General features: G+C 50.3%; 17 protein-coding genes. 3 read left to right on the forward strand and 14 right to left on the reverse strand.

Going from position 1 to position 17295, the window contains the following annotated elements; translation table 11 throughout:
• Nucleotides 1–17: 17 nt before the first annotated feature.
• The 4 genes from glmU to ispE all read right to left on the reverse strand — a co-directional run bounded on the left by glmU (nucleotide 18) and on the right by ispE (nucleotide 3896).
• The gene (glmU, locus tag BLT15_RS09040; RefSeq protein ID WP_089760873.1) at nucleotides 18–1361 is read right to left on the reverse strand and encodes a bifunctional UDP-N-acetylglucosamine diphosphorylase/glucosamine-1-phosphate N-acetyltransferase GlmU; all 1344 of its coding nucleotides are present in this window, start codon (nucleotides 1359–1361) and stop codon (nucleotides 18–20) included.
• A gap of 163 nt (nucleotides 1362–1524) precedes the next feature.
• Nucleotides 1525–1788, reverse strand: a complete 264-nt coding sequence (locus BLT15_RS09045; protein WP_089760875.1) for a SpoVG family protein — start codon at nucleotides 1786–1788, stop codon at nucleotides 1525–1527.
• Between the two features lie 68 nt (nucleotides 1789–1856).
• The gene (locus BLT15_RS09050) at nucleotides 1857–2849 is read right to left on the reverse strand and encodes an AIR synthase family protein (protein ID WP_089760877.1); all 993 of its coding nucleotides are present in this window, start codon (nucleotides 2847–2849) and stop codon (nucleotides 1857–1859) included.
• A 180-nt stretch (nucleotides 2850–3029) separates the two neighbouring features.
• A complete protein-coding gene (ispE, locus tag BLT15_RS09055; RefSeq protein WP_159429885.1) occupies nucleotides 3030–3896 on the reverse strand; it encodes a 4-(cytidine 5'-diphospho)-2-C-methyl-D-erythritol kinase in 867 nt (288 codons plus the stop codon).
• A gap of 260 nt (nucleotides 3897–4156) precedes the next feature.
• Between ispE and BLT15_RS09060 the strand changes: the two genes are divergently transcribed.
• Nucleotides 4157–4906: an MBL fold metallo-hydrolase gene (locus tag BLT15_RS09060; RefSeq protein WP_089760880.1), complete on the forward strand. Its 750-nt coding sequence runs from the start codon at nucleotides 4157–4159 to the stop codon at nucleotides 4904–4906.
• A gap of 89 nt (nucleotides 4907–4995) precedes the next feature.
• Here BLT15_RS09060 and BLT15_RS09065 read toward each other — a convergent pair whose 3' ends face one another.
• From BLT15_RS09065 to glgP, 5 genes are all read right to left on the reverse strand, one after another.
• Nucleotides 4996–6177, reverse strand: coding sequence for a glycine C-acetyltransferase (locus BLT15_RS09065; RefSeq protein ID WP_089760882.1), 1182 nt, complete (start codon nucleotides 6175–6177; stop codon nucleotides 4996–4998).
• A gap of 16 nt (nucleotides 6178–6193) precedes the next feature.
• Nucleotides 6194–7228, reverse strand: coding sequence for an L-threonine 3-dehydrogenase (tdh, locus tag BLT15_RS09070; protein WP_089760884.1), 1035 nt, complete (start codon nucleotides 7226–7228; stop codon nucleotides 6194–6196).
• A gap of 69 nt (nucleotides 7229–7297) precedes the next feature.
• Complete coding sequence (locus BLT15_RS09075; protein ID WP_089760885.1) at nucleotides 7298–8245, reverse strand: LiaI-LiaF-like domain-containing protein; 948 nt, start codon at nucleotides 8243–8245, stop codon at nucleotides 7298–7300.
• A complete protein-coding gene (locus BLT15_RS09080) occupies nucleotides 8238–8705 on the reverse strand; it encodes a PspC domain-containing protein (protein WP_089760887.1) in 468 nt (155 codons plus the stop codon). The genes BLT15_RS09075 and BLT15_RS09080 overlap by 8 nt, the downstream gene beginning before the upstream one ends.
• Before the next feature lie 75 nt (nucleotides 8706–8780).
• Entirely contained in the window at nucleotides 8781–10538 is a 1758-nt protein-coding gene (gene glgP, locus BLT15_RS09085; RefSeq protein WP_089760889.1) for an alpha-glucan family phosphorylase, read from the reverse strand.
• A gap of 146 nt (nucleotides 10539–10684) precedes the next feature.
• On the opposite strand from glgP, the gene BLT15_RS09090 reads away from it, so the two are divergent.
• The gene (locus BLT15_RS09090) at nucleotides 10685–11353 is read left to right on the forward strand and encodes a TetR/AcrR family transcriptional regulator (protein WP_089760891.1); all 669 of its coding nucleotides are present in this window, start codon (nucleotides 10685–10687) and stop codon (nucleotides 11351–11353) included.
• 29 nt (nucleotides 11354–11382) lie between these two features.
• Here BLT15_RS09090 and BLT15_RS09095 read toward each other — a convergent pair whose 3' ends face one another.
• From BLT15_RS09095 to BLT15_RS09110, 4 genes are all read right to left on the reverse strand, one after another.
• The gene (locus tag BLT15_RS09095) at nucleotides 11383–11904 is read right to left on the reverse strand and encodes a hypothetical protein (protein ID WP_089760894.1); all 522 of its coding nucleotides are present in this window, start codon (nucleotides 11902–11904) and stop codon (nucleotides 11383–11385) included.
• Between the two features lie 165 nt (nucleotides 11905–12069).
• Nucleotides 12070–13335 carry a ribonuclease H-like domain-containing protein gene (locus BLT15_RS09100; protein WP_089760896.1) on the reverse strand — a complete coding sequence of 422 codons (1266 nt, stop codon included), beginning with the start codon at nucleotides 13333–13335 and terminating at the stop codon, nucleotides 12070–12072.
• Nucleotides 13319–15583 (reverse strand): DEAD/DEAH box helicase, encoded by a 2265-nt coding sequence (locus tag BLT15_RS09105; RefSeq protein ID WP_089760898.1) that lies wholly within the window; start codon nucleotides 15581–15583, stop codon nucleotides 13319–13321. The genes BLT15_RS09100 and BLT15_RS09105 overlap by 17 nt, the downstream gene beginning before the upstream one ends.
• Nucleotides 15584–15636: 53 nt before the next feature.
• Complete coding sequence (locus tag BLT15_RS09110) at nucleotides 15637–16431, reverse strand: CPBP family glutamic-type intramembrane protease (RefSeq protein ID WP_089760900.1); 795 nt, start codon at nucleotides 16429–16431, stop codon at nucleotides 15637–15639.
• A gap of 119 nt (nucleotides 16432–16550) precedes the next feature.
• Here BLT15_RS09110 and BLT15_RS09115 point away from each other — a divergent pair, with 119 nt between their 5' ends.
• Nucleotides 16551–16859, forward strand: a complete 309-nt coding sequence (locus tag BLT15_RS09115) for a hypothetical protein (protein ID WP_089760902.1) — start codon at nucleotides 16551–16553, stop codon at nucleotides 16857–16859.
• 213 nt (nucleotides 16860–17072) lie between these two features.
• On the opposite strand, the gene BLT15_RS13090 is transcribed toward BLT15_RS09115, so the two are convergent.
• Nucleotides 17073–17249 carry a hypothetical protein gene (locus BLT15_RS13090; protein WP_143423052.1) on the reverse strand — a complete coding sequence of 59 codons (177 nt, stop codon included), beginning with the start codon at nucleotides 17247–17249 and terminating at the stop codon, nucleotides 17073–17075.
• Nucleotides 17250–17295 lie beyond the last annotated feature (46 nt).

The raw sequence follows: 17295 nt of genomic DNA on the forward strand, positions 1-17295 counted from the left end.
TAGATCTATTAATGCGGCTAATCCTCGCGCTTATAAAAACGGGCGGGAACGCCCAGAACTGTGGTCTTCGATTTCACATCGTCAACGACCACTGAGCCGGCGCCGGTTTTGGCTCCGTCCTCGAGCTTGAGCGGCGCCACCAGAGTTGTATTGCTGCCGACAAAAACTCCGTCTCCAAGCACGGTTTTGTGCTTGTTTTCTCCATCATAATTGGCAAAAACAGTTCCTGCCCCAACATTGCAGCCGCTGCCTATCTCGGCATCACCCACATAGGTGAGATGAGGTACCTTGCTGCCCTCTCCAACCGAGGCTTTTTTGAGCTCGACAAAATCCCCTATTTTACAGCCCCGCGCGATGCTGCAGCCAGGTCTGATATAGGCATATGGACCTACACTGGTCTCTCTCTCAATCCGACTTTTCCTGATGACGCTGCCCTGGAGGACATTCACTTTTTCAGCCAGCCGGGCATCTTTAAGCTGACAGCCCGGTTCCAGCAAGCACTCCCGGCCTATTCGAGTCTCTCCGCGCAGGGTCACACCCGGATATATTGTGGTATCGCGGCCGATCTCCACCCTTTTTTCGATGTAAGTTCGTTCGGGGTCGATTAAGGTTACTCCCCTGTCCAGATGAGCAGATTTTATCCGCCTCTGCATAACCTTTTCAGCTGCAGCCAGATCACTGCGGTCGTTAATGCCGATGATCTCGGCTGGATCACCCTCTGCTGAAGCCAGTTCAGCCTTTTCTTTTATGTAATAAAGACAATCGGTGAGATAATATTCATTCTGGGCATTATCATTGTCTATCTGTTTGAGGGCTTCATGCAGAAGCTGGCTTGCAAAGCAGTAAATGCCGGCATTGATCTCCTTTATCTGCGCCTCCTCGCCCCGGCAGTCGTGTTCTTCCACTATATCCATTATACTGCCGCTTTCATCGCGCAATATTCTACCGTATCCGGCTGGATCATCCAGTTCAGCCGTCAGAATACTCATGCCGGCCTGCCGGCGGCGGTGATTGTTTATGTAATCTTTCAATGTCTCCGCGGTGACCAGAGGAGTATCACCGTAAAGGACCAGGGTATCACCACTGTGAGATCGAATGTATTCTTCAGCCTGCCAGACCGCGTGACCGGTACCCTGCTGATCTTCCTGAAAGACAAATTCAACCTCTTCCCCGGCAGCCCCCCTGACTTTTTCGGCCTGATGCCCCACCACGCAGACGATATCATCGGTCAGTTCCCGCGAGGTATCGACAACATGTTTTATTAGAGGACGGCCGGCCAGCCCGTGCAGCATCTTGTTACGGCTGGAATTCATCCTGGTTCCCTTTCCGGCTGCCAGAACGATTATGAGCAGATCATCCATGATATTTATCAACCTCCAGCAGGCAAAATTGTAATCGTATGAAGTATATCAGAACCGCAAAAGATTGTCAAACATAAAAAAACCGAGAAAATCGAACAATCCAGAGATCGTTCGGCTTTCCCGGCACCAAAAAGGACCTTCTGAAAAGGCTAATCTGTGCCTATCAACCGGTCTTTTCGCTGGCCCGATTAAACCCATTGAGTACCTGTTCCTGGATATCTTCGCGCAGGGTGTTGGTTACCGGGAAACAGACATCATAATAACTACCTTTCCATTCCCGGTCGGGCATGGAGGCAAAAAGTCCGTTTTTACCCTCGATCACCTTGATTCCTCTGACCACAAAACTATCCTCCAGCGTCAGAGAAGCAAAGGCTTTGAGGTTGCTGCTGCCGGATACTGGAAAAATTCTGACATCGGTGATATCCACTCTCTACTACCCCCTTTTTTTGTGAGATACCACCATTATAAATGTAAATAAAAGGAAAGTCAAGGTATTTATTTCATTTTTTTAATAAAATCCCAGAGTTCGTCTCCCCCCTGCCAGGTGAGCTGATAGGTCCTGCCGTTTTCCCTGACGAGCCTGCGGCCGGAGGTCACTTTACCGATTTTATAAGAATCTATTCCTTCCTCCCTGAGCCTCTGCTGCAGCCCCTCTCCATCTTCCAGCGAAATCAGCATACTGCCAGAAGAGATCAGACCGCAGGGATCGATATTGAGCCGGGAGGTTATCTCCTTAACAGGGCCGGGGACTATCTCCTCGCTCTTCTCGAGAAGAAAACCCACACCGGCTGCCTGGCTCATCTCAGTCAAGGCCCCGTAAAGACCACCTTCTGTTATATCATGCAGGGAGTTTACTCCATACTCAGCCGCAGTCAAGCCCTCCGGCAGCACACTTATCTTATGCTTATACTCCCGGGCTATATCTATGGTCTTCTGGTTTACCCCCTGTTCCAGCAGATAATCGCCGAAATCGCTGGCCAGGATAAAACAGCCTTCCAGCCCCACACCCTTGGTGAGAAGAAGATCATCCCCTTCACAGGCTCCTCCGGTGGCTACAAAACGTTCGCGTTTGGCCCGGCCAATGGCAGTTACCACTATCAGGCTGCGGCTGACATCGCTGATAATCTCAGTATGTCCGCCCAGTATTTGAATATCCATATCCGCGGCCGTCTTATCTATCTCCCCCATCAGCTGACTTATCTCTTTATCCTCTATATCGGGAGGCAGCAGCAGCACCACCTGGATACCTATCGGTTCAGCTCCGGTGGCCGCCAGATCATTACAGGCCACCTGGACGGCCAGATACCCCGCCTGTTTGCCGGCTCCGGTAATAGGATCGGAGGAGATGGCCAGCACCTCATCGCCAAAATCCACCACGGCGCTGTCCTCGCCCAGACCGGAATTTACCAGCACGTCCTCCCGGTGGTTGGTTATCCTGCTCAAAACAGTCTCCTGCAGTCTCTTGGAAGTTATTTTGCCTACCTGCATTTTCTATTAATTACCTCCTGCTCTCTGAAAATAAATTATTTAACGGATCTTCTTGTATTCAGCTGGTTAATAGGTGTGTAAAAAACCTCATTTAGTTGTACTGTAAGATATAAAGCTTCGCTCACAATGAAATTTTTCCCCGAGCTTATACGATATCTATCAACTGATAACAGGAAGATCCTATTTAACAAACTCTAGCGCGTAGACCTCATCATCTTCCTCCGACCACGTTTTCTTTACCTCTTCAGCCCGCCGCTTTTCATCAAAAAAAGCCATAACCGTGGGGCCACTGCCTGTCATCTGAACATGCAGCGGATCGAAGGACTCAAGTTTTTCTTTGATTTCGCAAACCCGCGGATAAAGCCGACAGGTAAAACTTTCCAGGGCATTATGCCAGCCCTCCTGCCAGCTGATGCTGACCTTTTCTTCGATGAGTTCTACGAGCTCAGATGCTGAAGCCCCTTCCCTGTCCACCCTTCCGGAAACCTCAGCAAAAATTTGCCGGGTGGAAACTGAAAAAGGCGGCTTGACCAGAACCAGCGGCTGATTTAAGAGCGGAGATAACGGGGTGATTTTTTCGCCGGCCCCCCGGGCTAAAGCAGTTCCGCCGGAAATACAAAAAGGCACATCCGCTCCCAGTTCAGCTCCGAGTTTTTCCAGTCCGCTCCGCGAAAGCCCCAGATCAAAAAGCCGGTTTACAGCGCGCAAAACCGCAGCGGCATCGGTGCTGCCGCCGGCCAGTCCGGCCGCAACCGGAATTTTTTTATCCAGCACTATTTCCAGCCCCGGCTTGACCGCGGCAAATTTATTCATCATCAGACTGGCAGCCTGCCAGACCAGGTTGTCTCGATCGGCTGGAAGCTCTTTTCCGCGCACTTCCAGCTTTATCCTGTCTCCCCTGTTTTTATTCGCCGCCACCAGCAGACGATCGTAAAGCGAGATACTTTGCATAATAGTTTCCAGCCTGTGATAACCATCAGAACGACGGCCTATGACATCCAGATGAAGATTGATCTTGGCCGGCGCCCTCTCCTCAACCCTGTTCATTCTTTGCAATCCTCCCGAAAAAAATAACGAGCACCAGACGATCGTTTTAAAAACTATACCATTCAGGCTTATTATAACACCTGTTAGAACATAAGTTAAGAAAAACAAAGAATTATGTTTTGATATAACACGGGAACGTTGTACGGCGAGGACACAGCTGATATAATTAGTATTATGAAGCAAGGCCTGGACTTTGAAAAATGGGAGCTTCTCCATATCAGCTGGTTCAATATAGTTTTAACAGGGGAGGTAATAAAAAAATGAGCCGAGAAATCAGCTTAACCATATGGCATATTTACCACAGCGGTTCGGCAGTTTTAAACCACGAGACCAAAAATCTGCATATTTTCGATTATTACCGGCAGGCAGGCAGCAAATTCCCGGAAATATGGCGGAAAAATTATGATATCAACAGCGCCTATATCTATGTAAGCCACAGTCACGGAGACCATTACGATCCGGAAATATTCAGCTGGGGCGAAAAATTTGCCGGGCCCAGATATATCCTGAGCAGCGACCTCAGATCGCGGACCGAAAAATACGAAAAAAGAAATTTTGAGTTCAATTATATATCTCCCGGTCAAAAGGTTAAGTCCGGTGAAACCATGGTGGAAGCTTACGAAAGCACCGATGAAGGTATCTCGCTCTTGACCGGACCTGCCAGCAGCAGACCGTCGATCTTTTTCGCCGGAGATCTCAACTGGTGGGACTGGCAGAGTTTTTCCGAAAAAGAGCGCCGGACCGAGGAAAAAGAATACAAACAGGTTATAGATAAACTGGCAGGCAGGGAGATCGATCTGGCTTTTGTTCCCGTAGATCCCAGGCTGGAAGAAAGCTTCGATCTGGCCGGCCGTTATTTTATCGAGAAGGTCAGCCCCAAAAACTTTGTGCCAATCCATTTCGGCGATGATTATGAAACTCCGGAGAGATTTCGCCAAAAATACGATGGAGATAAAACGAACATCCTGACCGTAGAAGAGCCGGGACAGCGACAGGAACTAAAGCTTTAAACGTCGACGAAACACACGCGTGAGAAATCCCCCGCACAAAAGCGGGGGATTTTTACATACAGATCAAATTTTGCCCGGCAAATCGCCGATCACTCGATTATATCCAGTTCCAGCCCTATTTTTTTGAATTTGTCCAGGGCAAATTCGAGATCATCCTGGCCGTGCGAAGCCGAGATCATAACCCTAATGCGGGCCTCTCCTCTGGGTACAGTAGGAAATCCTATCGACTGAGCGAAAATACCCTCCTCAAAGAGGCGTTCGCTGAAGCGGCTGGCAGTTTCCGCCTCACCCAGAATGACCGGAGTTATCGGAGTTTCGGTGCCCCCGACATCAAATCCAGCTGCTTTCATCTCCTTCTGGAATTTTTCAGCATTATTCCAGAGCATTTTTACCAGGTCGTTGTTCTCCTCGAGAATCTCGACCGCTCTTATAGTAGCAGCCAGATCCGGCGGGGTTACAGCTGAGCTGAAAAGAAAAGGTCGGCCCTTCTGGCGCAGAAATTCCACCAGGGTCTCGCTGCCGGCAATCGCTCCGCCGACTGTGCCGAAAGCCTTGGAGAAAGTACCCACCTCTATATCGACATCGCCGTGCAGATCAAAATGGTCGACGATTCCTCTCCCATGGCTGCCCAGCACCCCTTCACCGTGGGCGTCATCAACCATAACCACCGCGTCATGCTCCTCGGCCAGCTCGACTATCTCGGGCAGGGGAGCTATATCGCCATCCATGCTGAAAACTCCGTCGGTAACTATTAGTTTATGTCTCGCTTCTACCTCCTCCAGGACCGACTCCAGCGAATCCATATCGGCGTGTTCGTAAACTTCCAGATCTGCCCGTGATAAACGGCAGCCGTCTATGATGCTGGCGTGATTTAGCTCATCGCTAATGATGACATCGTCTTCACCGGTAATGGCCGGTATGACGGCCAGATTGGCATTGAAGCCGGATTGAAATGTCAGAGTCGCCTCGACCTTCTTAAAATCAGCCAGTTTTTCCTCCAGTTCACGGTGCAGTTCCATCGTTCCCGCTATGGTCCTCACCGCTCCCGGCCCAACACCGTACTTATCGACAGCTCTCTGGGCAGCCTCGACCAGCTCGTGATGATTGGCCAGTCCCAGATAGTTATTGGAGCAAAAATTCAGCTTCTCCTCGCCCTCGATATCAACCCAGGCTCCCTGAGGGCTTTCCAGAGTACGTATGCGGTTATATAATCCTTCTTCTTTTAATTCGGCTATATCATCCTGCAGTCTGGCCTCAAAATTCTCATTCATAACTTGTTACCTCCTTTTAAGTCAAGAGCACGATCTTGCCGCAGTCACCCGATTCCATAAGTTCCATCCCCCTTTCGAATTCCTCCAGAGGAAATTTATGGGTGACAAGCTGCTTTAGATCTATAATCTGCTCTCGCAATAACCGCCTGGCTGTGTACCAGGTCCGATACATCTCACGCCCGGTAATCCCCTCCACCCTGAGATTTTTAAAAACCTGCTGGTTGATATCCAGACTCACTTCACCGTCGAATGCACCTAAAATGGCCATTTTACCGCCGGGAGTCAAATATTCAAGGCCCTGGCGCAGGGCATCTTTGTTCCCGGACATCTCGGCTGCAAGATCAAACCCCTCCGCCCGGAGATTCTGATTTAAATGTTCCTCGAGATTTTCCGGCTCGATGGCCCAGCTGGCCCCCAGTTCTCCTGCCAGGTTACGACGGTAATCATGCGGTTCGGTCACCGTTATCGTGGCAGCCCCCAGAGCCCGTGCCACCAGAATACCCATAAGACCTACCGGACCCGCCCCGGTGATCAGGACATTGTTCCCGGCGGGTTCTCCGGCATTTATCGTGTCGATAGCATTCCCCAGCGGCTCCTGCAAAGAGGCCAGTTCCGGCGAGAGTCCCGGCGGATTTATTTCCAGCATATCGGCCTCAATAGCTGTATACTCCGAAAAGACACCATCGGTATGAACCCCCAGTATCTCCATATCCTGACATATATGCCGCTGACCGGTCCGGCACTGATAGCATTCTCCGCAGTTAATATGTGTTTCAGCTGAAACAAAATCACCTTCTGAAATTCTCGTCACCAGTTCGCCCGTCTCAATCACACGACCGGCAAGCTCATGTCCCATAATATGAGGCAGCTCGATATCTTTTTCCTGAGCCCACTTATTCCAGGCGTAGATATGATAATCGCTTCCGCAGATTGAAGTGCGTTCTACCTCAATCAAAGCCTGAGTGGGGGAAGGGCTGGGCACCGGCACCTCCTCCAGGGAAGCCCCCGGAGCAGTTTCAGTCTTGACCACCGCTTTCATGGTATCCTTCAATCTGATAACCCCCTATAAAATGTCCTAAAAACCAGATCGACCTCTCTCACCGACCGCAGGTTTTAGCTCTCAATCAAAAACAACCTCTATACTGCTGGCCGGACTCGCCACCTCTATAGTTATTTTCTCGTCAGCCTCCTGAAAATTTTTCGAAAGATAGGTGCTGGGATCGACCTCTTCCAGGTCCACATCGGCAAAATTATTGCTGCTGACCACATTCTCGGTGTCGATTTTTAGTCCCACTTCATCCGGCAGGTAAAAGGTCATATCAGAGGCTCCGGAACTGATATTCACATCGCTGGAATAGCGACCAAAATAAATCTCCAGATCACTGACGCCGGAGTTGATATCGAGGCTGCTAATTTCAAGATCTCTCAGTTTCAGTTCATAATGCCCGGCACCTGATTCTATCTTCAGCTCGTGCGGAAGTCTATCGCTCAGCTGCAATACTGCATGGTTGATAAAATCCATCTCTTCCAGCTCAAAACGCTGTTGTTGATAGATCGAAAGCCGGCCGAGCCTGTCCTGGCTATCGTAATCGTAATCTATTTCCGGTTTCATCTCTCCGTATTCAAAATTCAATTCATAAAGCTTGTCTCCTTCTTCCTCCGGGAAAAGAGGCTTTACATCCAGCCCCCCCGCCTCAACATTAAATTTGACGAGGAGTTTTTCGATCTCAGAATCGTAGGTCATTTCTTCTCCCAGAGTCTCGGTGCTTTTTTCAACCTGCTGCCCTGTTCTTCCCACCATATGCCAGTAAATAGGATTGGCGGGATTGGGAAAGAGCAGTCCAACGAAAATTATGATCAAAAGCAAAGGTGTAATCCACCATAATTTAGTGCCCCGAAATATTATGTTCATGCCAAGCAGGATCAGAAAAAGAGGCCAGCTTCTCATGAGCAGGCTCCAGAAATCAAAGCCCAGATAGCCGAAGGTATCCAGCAAAAAAAGTATACCCGTTCCTATCAGAAAAATACCGAAGGTGATATCTGCTCTGCTGTAACGGCTTTCACCCACCGAAATCAACCCCCCTGACCAGAAGCAGCAGGCCCAAAAAGATGAGTATCAGAGGCCAGAACGGCCTTAGATAGAAGGCTGGAAACCACATATTGAACAAAAACAGGGCTCCCAGCAGAACGAGAAAAATTCCCAGGTACCGCTCGCGGGAACTAAAAAAACCGTCCGCCCTGCCGCTCCGGCGATCCTGCCCTGTACAAGAACGGTCCTCCTCGCGGTAAAAGTTTTGCTGCCGGCCATCTACCGGCAGAGGTTCTAAAGGTATTATTATCCAGGCTATAATGTAAACCAAAAAACCCATGCCTTCGGCCAGGAGCAGCAAAATAAAGAGAAGCCGAATCAATATGGGATCGATATCAAAATAATCAGCCAGCCCCCCGCAGACCCCGCCCAGTACTTTATGACGGCGCGAGCGATAAAAACGAGTCCGGTCTTTTTTGCTGTCCTGCCGGCGTTTCATATTAATCCCGCCTTTCCCTCTGCGCTTACATTATATCTTATCTAATGGCAACATTCAAAACTCAGAGGAGAAGAGTTATCCCATCCTCTCGGCCGAGCGGCGGCGATTTTGACTGTAAAGCCTATCATAATAATTTTTCATCATCTCAGCAGCGGTAAACTCATCGATAGTCGAGGCGATGCTGTTTTCCCTTATCCGGGCAAATTCCTCCGGTTTTTCATAATAAAGAGGTACAACTTCTTTTAACAGAACCCGGTAGAGTTTTTTGCGATCGTGTTCATCCTGCTTTTGGGCTGTATCCGCCTCAAAACCATCTCCTATCTTCCAGCCGTTGACACCGTGCTGGCAGGCCTCAGGCCACCAGCCATCGAGAATGCTCAGATTGGGAATGCCATTCATCGCCGCCTTCATACCGGAGGTTCCGCTGGCCTCCAGCGGTCTGCGGGGATTGTTGAGCCAGACATCAACACCGCGGGTCAAAAGCCGGCCTATTTCCATATCATAATCGGGCAGAAAAACCACCGCTTCAGGATATTTACGGCTCATTCTGACCAGTTCGGCCACGATATCCTTGCCGTTATCATCAAGGGGATGAGCTTTGCCGGCATAAACGATTTGAATTTTGCCTTCCTCCAGATAGGGCCCGATGCGCTCCTCATCAGAAAAGAGCAGAGTGGCTCTCTTATAGGGCACTGCCCGCCGGGCAAATCCCAGAAGCAGTCTGTCTTCAGCCAGCTTCTGGCCGGTGCGTTCAGTTATAAAATCCAAAAGCTCAGCTTTGTTTTTAGCATGTTCTGCAGCCACCGAAGGACCTCCGTCCTCGCGCCAGGCGCTGACGACCTCTTCATCGACCCAGCTGCCGCGATGCACTCCGTTGGTTATGGCCTCTATAGGAGCCCTATCATCGACGTCCTCCCACATCCTGCATGCGGTCCTGCCGTGGAGCTGAGAGACGCCGTTGGCCAGCGAGGAAAGGCGCAGGCCTGCCACCGTCATATTGAAAGGCGCCCCGCCGATCTGTACCATCTCATCCAGGCTGAGACCGTTGAATGCTCCCATGTAGGAAAGAGTTCTCAGGCTGTGCTCTTCGTTACCCTGCTCAACCGGGGTATGCGTGGTAAAAACCACCTCTTCCCGCGTATTTTTTAGAGCTTTTTCAAATCCCGCTCCCCCGGCTCGCTTCTCCTCTATCAGTTCGGTGCCGGCCAGAGCAGCATGCCCTTCATTAAAATGATAAACATCGACATCTATATTAAGCGCCCGCAGAGCTCTCACACCGCCTATACCCAGAATCATCTCCTGAGCTATCCGCTCTTCGCTGAACCAGCCGTAAAGCTGACCGGTAAGCCAGGCATCACCCGCCTCATTGGCAGGATGATTGGCATCGAGCAGATAAAGGTCAGCATTGCCAAAACCGCTGGCCCGGTAAACAGCACAGATCACCTCTCGACCCCTTATATCGACGCTAACTCGAACCCCCGTATCATCAACAAGATCATATACATGATCATGGCGGGGATAACAATCGACCGGTCTGCCTTCCTCCAGACGCTGTGAGGTATAGCCCTGCCGCCACAAAAGTCCTATGCCGACAAGAGGCATATTTTCATCCCGGGCTGCCTTCAAAACATCGCCGGCCAGAATACCCAGGCCCCCGGCATAAATCGGCAGACTGTTATCGAGTCCGTATTCCATGCAAAAATAAGCGACTTTAGGTCTTTTGCCCTTTCTTTCCAGCCGCTTATGAATACCCCGGGCCGGCCTTGATCGGCGGACCGGTCTGTCCTGTTTGAGCGATCGGAGCTTCCTGTCAGTTGTCTTAAAAAATTTCATTTAAAAATCACCCTTCCCGGCTGAACTGATGCGGGCCAGAAAATTCTGGACCCTTGCATTTTCAGCTGATTTATTATATTCTTAACACAAAGTTTAATCGTGATTATAATATAAACATTATTTATGTCAGGGGGGAGTCCCGTTAAATGATAGAATTCGATAAAAAAGATGTTAAGAAAATTCGTACTATCAAAGTTTTTATCGATGCGGCAGCCCAGATCATCGAAGATGAGGGAATTGAAAATGTCACCATCCGCAAAGTCGCTGATATAGCAGGTTATAACAGCGCTACTATCTACAATTACTTCGATAACTGCAACCAGCTGGTTTTTTTCGCCGCCGCCCGTTTTATGAAAGATTACATAGATGAGATGCCGGAGTATATCGCCCGGGGCGAAACAGAGTTCGAAAAACTCCTGCTCATGTGGGAATGCTTCTGCTACCATTCCTTCCAAAAACCCAAAATCTACCATGCTATCTTTATAGACGATATCGGAGGCAGACCGGGCACTCTTCTGGAAAATTACTTTCAGCTGTTCCCGAAAGATTTAAATTCCCCGCCGCAGGAGCTTATTCCCATGCTCAAAGCCACTGATTTTTCGCGCCGCACCTCGCTGGCCATAAAACCCCTGGTAGAAAATGGAACCCTCTCCGAAGAAATGGCCCGGGAAATAGATGAGCAGATCCGTCTGATATATCAGGGTATGGTGTCATTGATAATCAATAACCGCCGCCCTCATGCCCCCGATCAAAATACCGAAAAAGTTATGAAACATATAAAACGCATCTTTGAATACGGTCGGGAACATTCCTGATCGACCTCTGTATTCTCCTATCACTCCTATCAGACAGCCGCGAAAAGAGCCAGCCGCAGCAAAAACACGAAAACAACCATTCCGGCGGCCAGGCGGGCATTGAGTTTGTGTATGACGGTATAATCTCCTTTGATCTCATCTCCGCGCCAGCTTATGATAATGCTGTAGGCCATCTGGACCAGATTCAGACCGGTCGATACCAGCACGGCCGCCAGCGCTATCTCATCGAGCCTCAAAAGAGCACAGCTTAAGGTTATAATGACGGTCAGCGCCGACTCGCCAAAGATTCCCGAACTGGCAAATAAAAAACCGTACTCCCAGAAAACATCATAACGCGAATAAGCCTTTAGAAAATCCTCCTCGTTCGAACTCACCCATCTCTCCCCATCATAGATCGAGGTGCGCTGGGGGAATTCACCCATATCGATTTTGATGCTGCTGCCCGGCACTCCCAGCCGGAGGCCGAGAAGATATCTGCCCACCTCCTGGCTGAAATAAAGCAGATATAAAAGAAATATATAGCTTAAGATCCTCAATATCCAGATTGCCATTCCTGCGCCTCCTCAACTTCTGACCAGCCGCCTCCATCTTTTCCGAGCTGTCTCATTCCGCTGCAGCTGTTTTCCTGCTATCATTTCAGAATCTTTTTGTCTTCAGTGGGTAAATAGGTATTTCAAAAAAAGTATCAGGAAAGACCAAACCCAGTTTCATAGCCACTATTTATTCTGGCTGGCAAGTTTCTCCTTCAGCCGCTCATGACGGTGAACCAGCTCCTCCCGGCGTTTTCTCCAGTCCGACATGATCTGTCTGTATTCGCGAAGATATTCCCGGGCCCGGCGGCAAAACTTCAATGCCCGGGCATAATCCCTGCGCTGATGCTCGTAATATTTGGCCAGCTCCCGGTAGGGAAAGAGACCGCCCCGCCCCTCATCTGCCATCCTCCGCCAGATATCAACAGCCTCCTCATAACGATCAACCCGCTTGTACTGCCAGCTCAATTCTTTTTCTATTTCGGTCTTCAGCCGCCTGCCCCCGGCTTCAGCCAGTGCCCGCTCATAACTTTCTATGCTCCGCTGACGGCGTCCGCACTCCTCCAGCTGATAGGCCAGATTGTAATATTCGCGGGCATTATGGCGGTAATTCCCCTCAGCTTCAGCCGCTCTTTCCAGAATTAGAGCCAGAAAAGCCATGGAAATTACATCATAACGATTGTGAAGCAGTATCGGCTCCAACAATTTCCAGCTGCCCCGTTCGAGAAAAGCCCTGTAATAATGAGGAACTTCGCTGCCGTCTATATCATCCTCCCGCTGAAAATCCAGCAGATTTTTCTCCAGGGCTGTCAGGCTGCAGGAACTGTGATGTTTCCAGAGCCGACGGCAGGGGTGGAGCAGGTCGAGATGAGACTCCGGTTCTGGTGGGTCGATCCGGTTGAGGATAAAACGGTTTTTGAGCAGCGGCAGATCGAAGGATTTGCCGTTAAAGGTCACCGGCACCGGCCGGCTCTCCATTTTAGCTTTTATCTCCTGCAGCAGCGAAGCTTCCTCGACAAAATCACGCATGAGGTGCTGTTCAACGATCAGAGTGCCGTTTTGAAAATAACCCAGCCCTACAAGAAAGGCACTGGTCCCCGTGCCCCCGGCCAGACCGGTGGTCTCCGTGTCCAAAAGCAGCAGCCGCTCGCGGCCTACCGCTTCCTGCCGCCGGAACAGGAAATCGGAGTCGCTGGCGAATTCAGTCGGCAGATCGCCGAGGGAGAATTGACCGTGCTGGTAATTTCGGTCCAGTTTTCTCTGCTCGAGATAGTGATCGCGATCCTCTGAGGCCGCCCCTGTCTTTGCCGAACCTTTCTCACGATCTTTACAGTCTTTTTTTCCCCGGAGAGAGCCCGGCGGCAAGCCTTCAGATCCGTCCCGTCCGGTTTCGCCGGCTGACTTCTCAGCTGCTCTCTTTTTCAGCCTCTCCAGCTTATTCTTTATATCCATCTTCACCGCCTCCCTGCAGCAGCTTACTCAAAATCAGTTCAGCTCCCTCACGGGCCTCAATTCCCACCTCGCTGCCCGGACCCACACAGGAGGGACAGCCGCTCTCACAGCCGCAGTCCCTCAGATGTTCCCTGGCTCTCTGCAGAAGTCTCTCGTGCACGCGGTAAAGTTTTTCGCTGAGGCCTATGCCGCCGGGATAGCTATCATAAAAATAAATTGTCGGCTCACCTGTATGAGGCGAACGGATCTGAACAGTCTCCTTTATATCCCCGGGATCGGAGAGCAGAAACAGTGGCGCTATATTAACGATCAGCCCGGCCGTTCCCAGCATCCCGTTCTCCAAAACTTCAGACCCCAGTTTTTCCCGCAGGGATCCAGGAACGGTAAACCAGCAGCCGGTGGTATGCATCTCCTGTTCCGGCAGATTTATATCTCCATAGCCCACGTTCTCGTGGGTTTTGAATTTTACCTTCTTGAACATGGTAGCCTGCGCCGTAACCGAAACTTCGCCGTGACAGAGCCGGTGGCTGGTTTTTTCCTCGCAATCAAACTCCTCCAGGACCCTCAAATCCACCGCCAGAGAAGCGTCGGTATAATAATTGACATCCACCTTTTCGACCAGAGCCTTCCTGTCCTCAAAATCCAGCTCCTGCACCTGGTACTGGCTGCCGCCATGCAGATAGATAGCCTTTTCGTGAATTGTGGTGGGGGCGCTGTGATAGTCGACCCGGCCTATCACCTGATGATTTTTCGAACTCACATCTATGACGGCAAAATCATCGCTGGAGGCGCTCCTGAGACTTATATCTTCGGCCGGATATTTATCGGCCATCCAGTGCCAGCGTCCGCCGCTGTAACGAAGAACCCTCTCCTCCTCGAGATACTCCAGCATCTCGGCGGTCGATTCCACGCCGAAAGTCTCGCCCTCTTCAAAGGGCAGTTCGAAAGCGGCACATTTCAAATGAGAGATCAAAATCAGCAGATTATCAGGGTTTATGAGACCGCTTTCCGGGGGCTGCTCAAAAAAGTAATCGGGATTTTTTACCATAAACTGATCCAGAGGGCTGGAGGAAGCCACCATAATCGTCAGGGCACGTTCCCGGCCCCGGCCGGCCCGACCGGCCTGCTGCCAGACGCTGGAGATAGCTCCCGGATAGCCGGCGATCAGACAGGCCTGCAGCTGTCCGATATCGATGCCCAGCTCCAGGGCATTCGTACTAACCACCCCGGTGATATCCCCCCTTCGCAGACCTTTTTCGATATTTCTCCGCTCCCCGGGCAGATAGCCGCCCCGATAGCCCTCGACCCGAATAGAAGAGGGCAGCTCTTCCTGCAGATAGGAGAGCAAAATTTCGGTGTTGAGCCTGCTCCTGGCAAAAATGATGGTGGAAATTTGATTTTTCAAAAGGCGCCGGGCCAGTTTTTTGGCTTCTTTAACGCAGCTGCGCCTGACCCCCAGCTCTTCATTGACCACCGGAGGATTATAAAAGACAAAATCACGCGGTCCCTGCGGGGCTCCGTTCTCATCTATTACCTTCATATCCTCGCCGGTAAGGCGGGCGGCCAGTTCCCCGGGATTTTCAATGGTGGCCGAAGAACAGATGAATTGAGGGCTGGACCCATAAAATTCCGCTATCCGCTTGAGCCGGCGAATCACATTGGCCACATGGCTGCCGAAAACACCCCGATAGCTGTGCAGCTCATCGAGGACAATATAATCCAGATTTTCAAAAAGTTTTACCCATTTGGTATGATGGGGCAGAATACCGGTATGCAGCATATCCGGATTTGTGATCACTATGTGAGCTGCGTTCCTGATGCTCCGGCGCACCGAGGGTCGGGTATCACCATCATAGGTGAAGGTTTTGATCTCGCCCGGCAGTCCCCCGGCCAGACCGTGCAGCTCCTTGAGCTGATCCTGAGAAAGAGCCTTGGTGGGAAAAAGATAGAGAGCCCGGGTCGATCCCCCAGAGATGATCGAGTTCAGCACCGGAATATTATAACAGAGAGTTTTGCCCGAGGCGGTCGGCGTAACCACCACCGGATTCTCACCTTCCCGGGCCTTATTTACCGCCCGAGACTGATGCGAATAGAGTTTTGTGATTCCCCGCTCTTTTAAAACTTCGACCAGCTCGCAGTCCAAAAAATCGGGAAAATCAGCGTATTCCGCCTCTTGACCGGAAAGCTCACGCCAGTGAGTTACATTATCCAGATTTTGCAGCCTGCTGCGGAGCTGATTTAAATTCATGATAAAGCCCCTTTCCCGGGCCGGAAATAAATTATGCGAAATTTTTCCTCCGCTCAGATCAAGAAACCGCCCCTGATAATGTACCAGACCAGAGCGAACCAGGCATGGAACATTACGGCAGCCAGATAACCCCGCCGTCGGAACTGCCAGGCAGCCGCCAGAGCCAGCACCAGATTCATCAGCAGAACCTGCAGCCAGGCGAGCGGGGGCAGCTGGGTCATAGAAATCTCCCCCAGAGAAACGATCATATCGAATCCGTGAGCCAGAGTATAGATAATACCGGCTGCGGCGGCGGCCGGCCAGAAAATGCTGCCGCTTAAACCCTTTTTGCCTTTCGGGATCGCTTCCCCCGAAAATCTCTGCTGTCGGTAGGCCAGGATGACCGCGACCAGCACAGGTATCAAAAAAAGGCGATAAAGAATTTCTTCGGCCACCGCCCCGGTGATCAGAGCAAAAAGAGAATGAGGAAAGTCCAGCCCGGAAAAATATCCCAGTCCGTGCAGCCCGGCAAAACCGCTTTCGAGGAAAATAAAAATTAGCCCGACGGCGATGCCAGCAAAGGCAGGTTCCAGATAATCTATCAGGCCTGGATATTGCACGCTCCAGACCCCGGGTAAACCGATCTCTCCGGCCAGTTTGAAGCCAAAAAGACCCAGAAGACCGTAAAGAAAAAACATGATCACCATATCGATCAGCGTGCGGGCATAAACTGACAGATCCAAAAATCCGGTCATAAAGTAAGAACTCTCTCCCATGAGCGTATTGAGCCCGGTGGCTGTAGTCGCTGTAAGTACCAGCAGCACATATATTTTAAAAAATTTTCCGCTGAAGCCCTTTCCCCTATTCATCCAGGGCACCTCTGCTTTCATTTTGTGGTTGTTCTTGAAGAACCTTTATTATCAATTCTAGCTGACCGCACCTCATTCCTGCCTGAAAGACAAAAGCCTCCCGATACGGGAGGCTCAGCATGGGTTTATCAAATTCTTTAGATTTTCAAAAACTTCTACCCAGTCTGGTAAACAGCAGTTTGACCGCCAGACCGGTCAAAAACAGCAGAAAGAAAAGCCATATCGGTCTGCTGCTGAAAACTACCATCAGCGGCGCGAAAAAGCTGATTATTCCAGCCAGTATAAAGGCTCTGCCCAAAAAGCGCTGTCCGGCATTTTTATCCGAGTTGAAAAGCCGAGTCAACCAGACTGAGGGCAAAGAAAGATCTCCTGTCATGAGGGCAAATCCGACCATAACCAGCCCCATGCCCAAAAGAGATAATATATAATTGATGCTGCATCACTCCTTTAACGTGCGATCTGAGTTTTGATTTCTGTATTGAAAACTTTATCTTTTTATGGGAAATTTATTCCGAAAAAAAGCCCCTGCAGCTGTAGAATCGGTTAAAACTTTAAATTTCAGCAGCAGGCCTGACTCGAGAAAATGTTAACACAGAGCCTGCTTAATTGCAAGCATGCTGCCTTCAAACCGGCCAAATTTATCAGGATTCCTGCAGAGCCTCTACAGCTGATTGGGCGAGAATCCCGCTGCCTACCGGCAGAATCGATCGATAGACAAAATTTTCTGAGGCGATCAATTCTATAGAATTTTCCTCGCGCTTTAGTTCTTTATCCAGAATTGCTTTTGCTTCCGGATCGGTATATGATAAATAATCCATAATTTTATCCCCTCCTCAGCTGCGGTTTTTAAAGCTTTTATTTGAG

Origin of the sequence: Halarsenatibacter silvermanii (assembly GCF_900103135.1) — a bacterium.
Classification (GTDB): domain Bacteria; phylum Bacillota; class Halanaerobiia; order Halanaerobiales; family Halarsenatibacteraceae; genus Halarsenatibacter; species Halarsenatibacter silvermanii.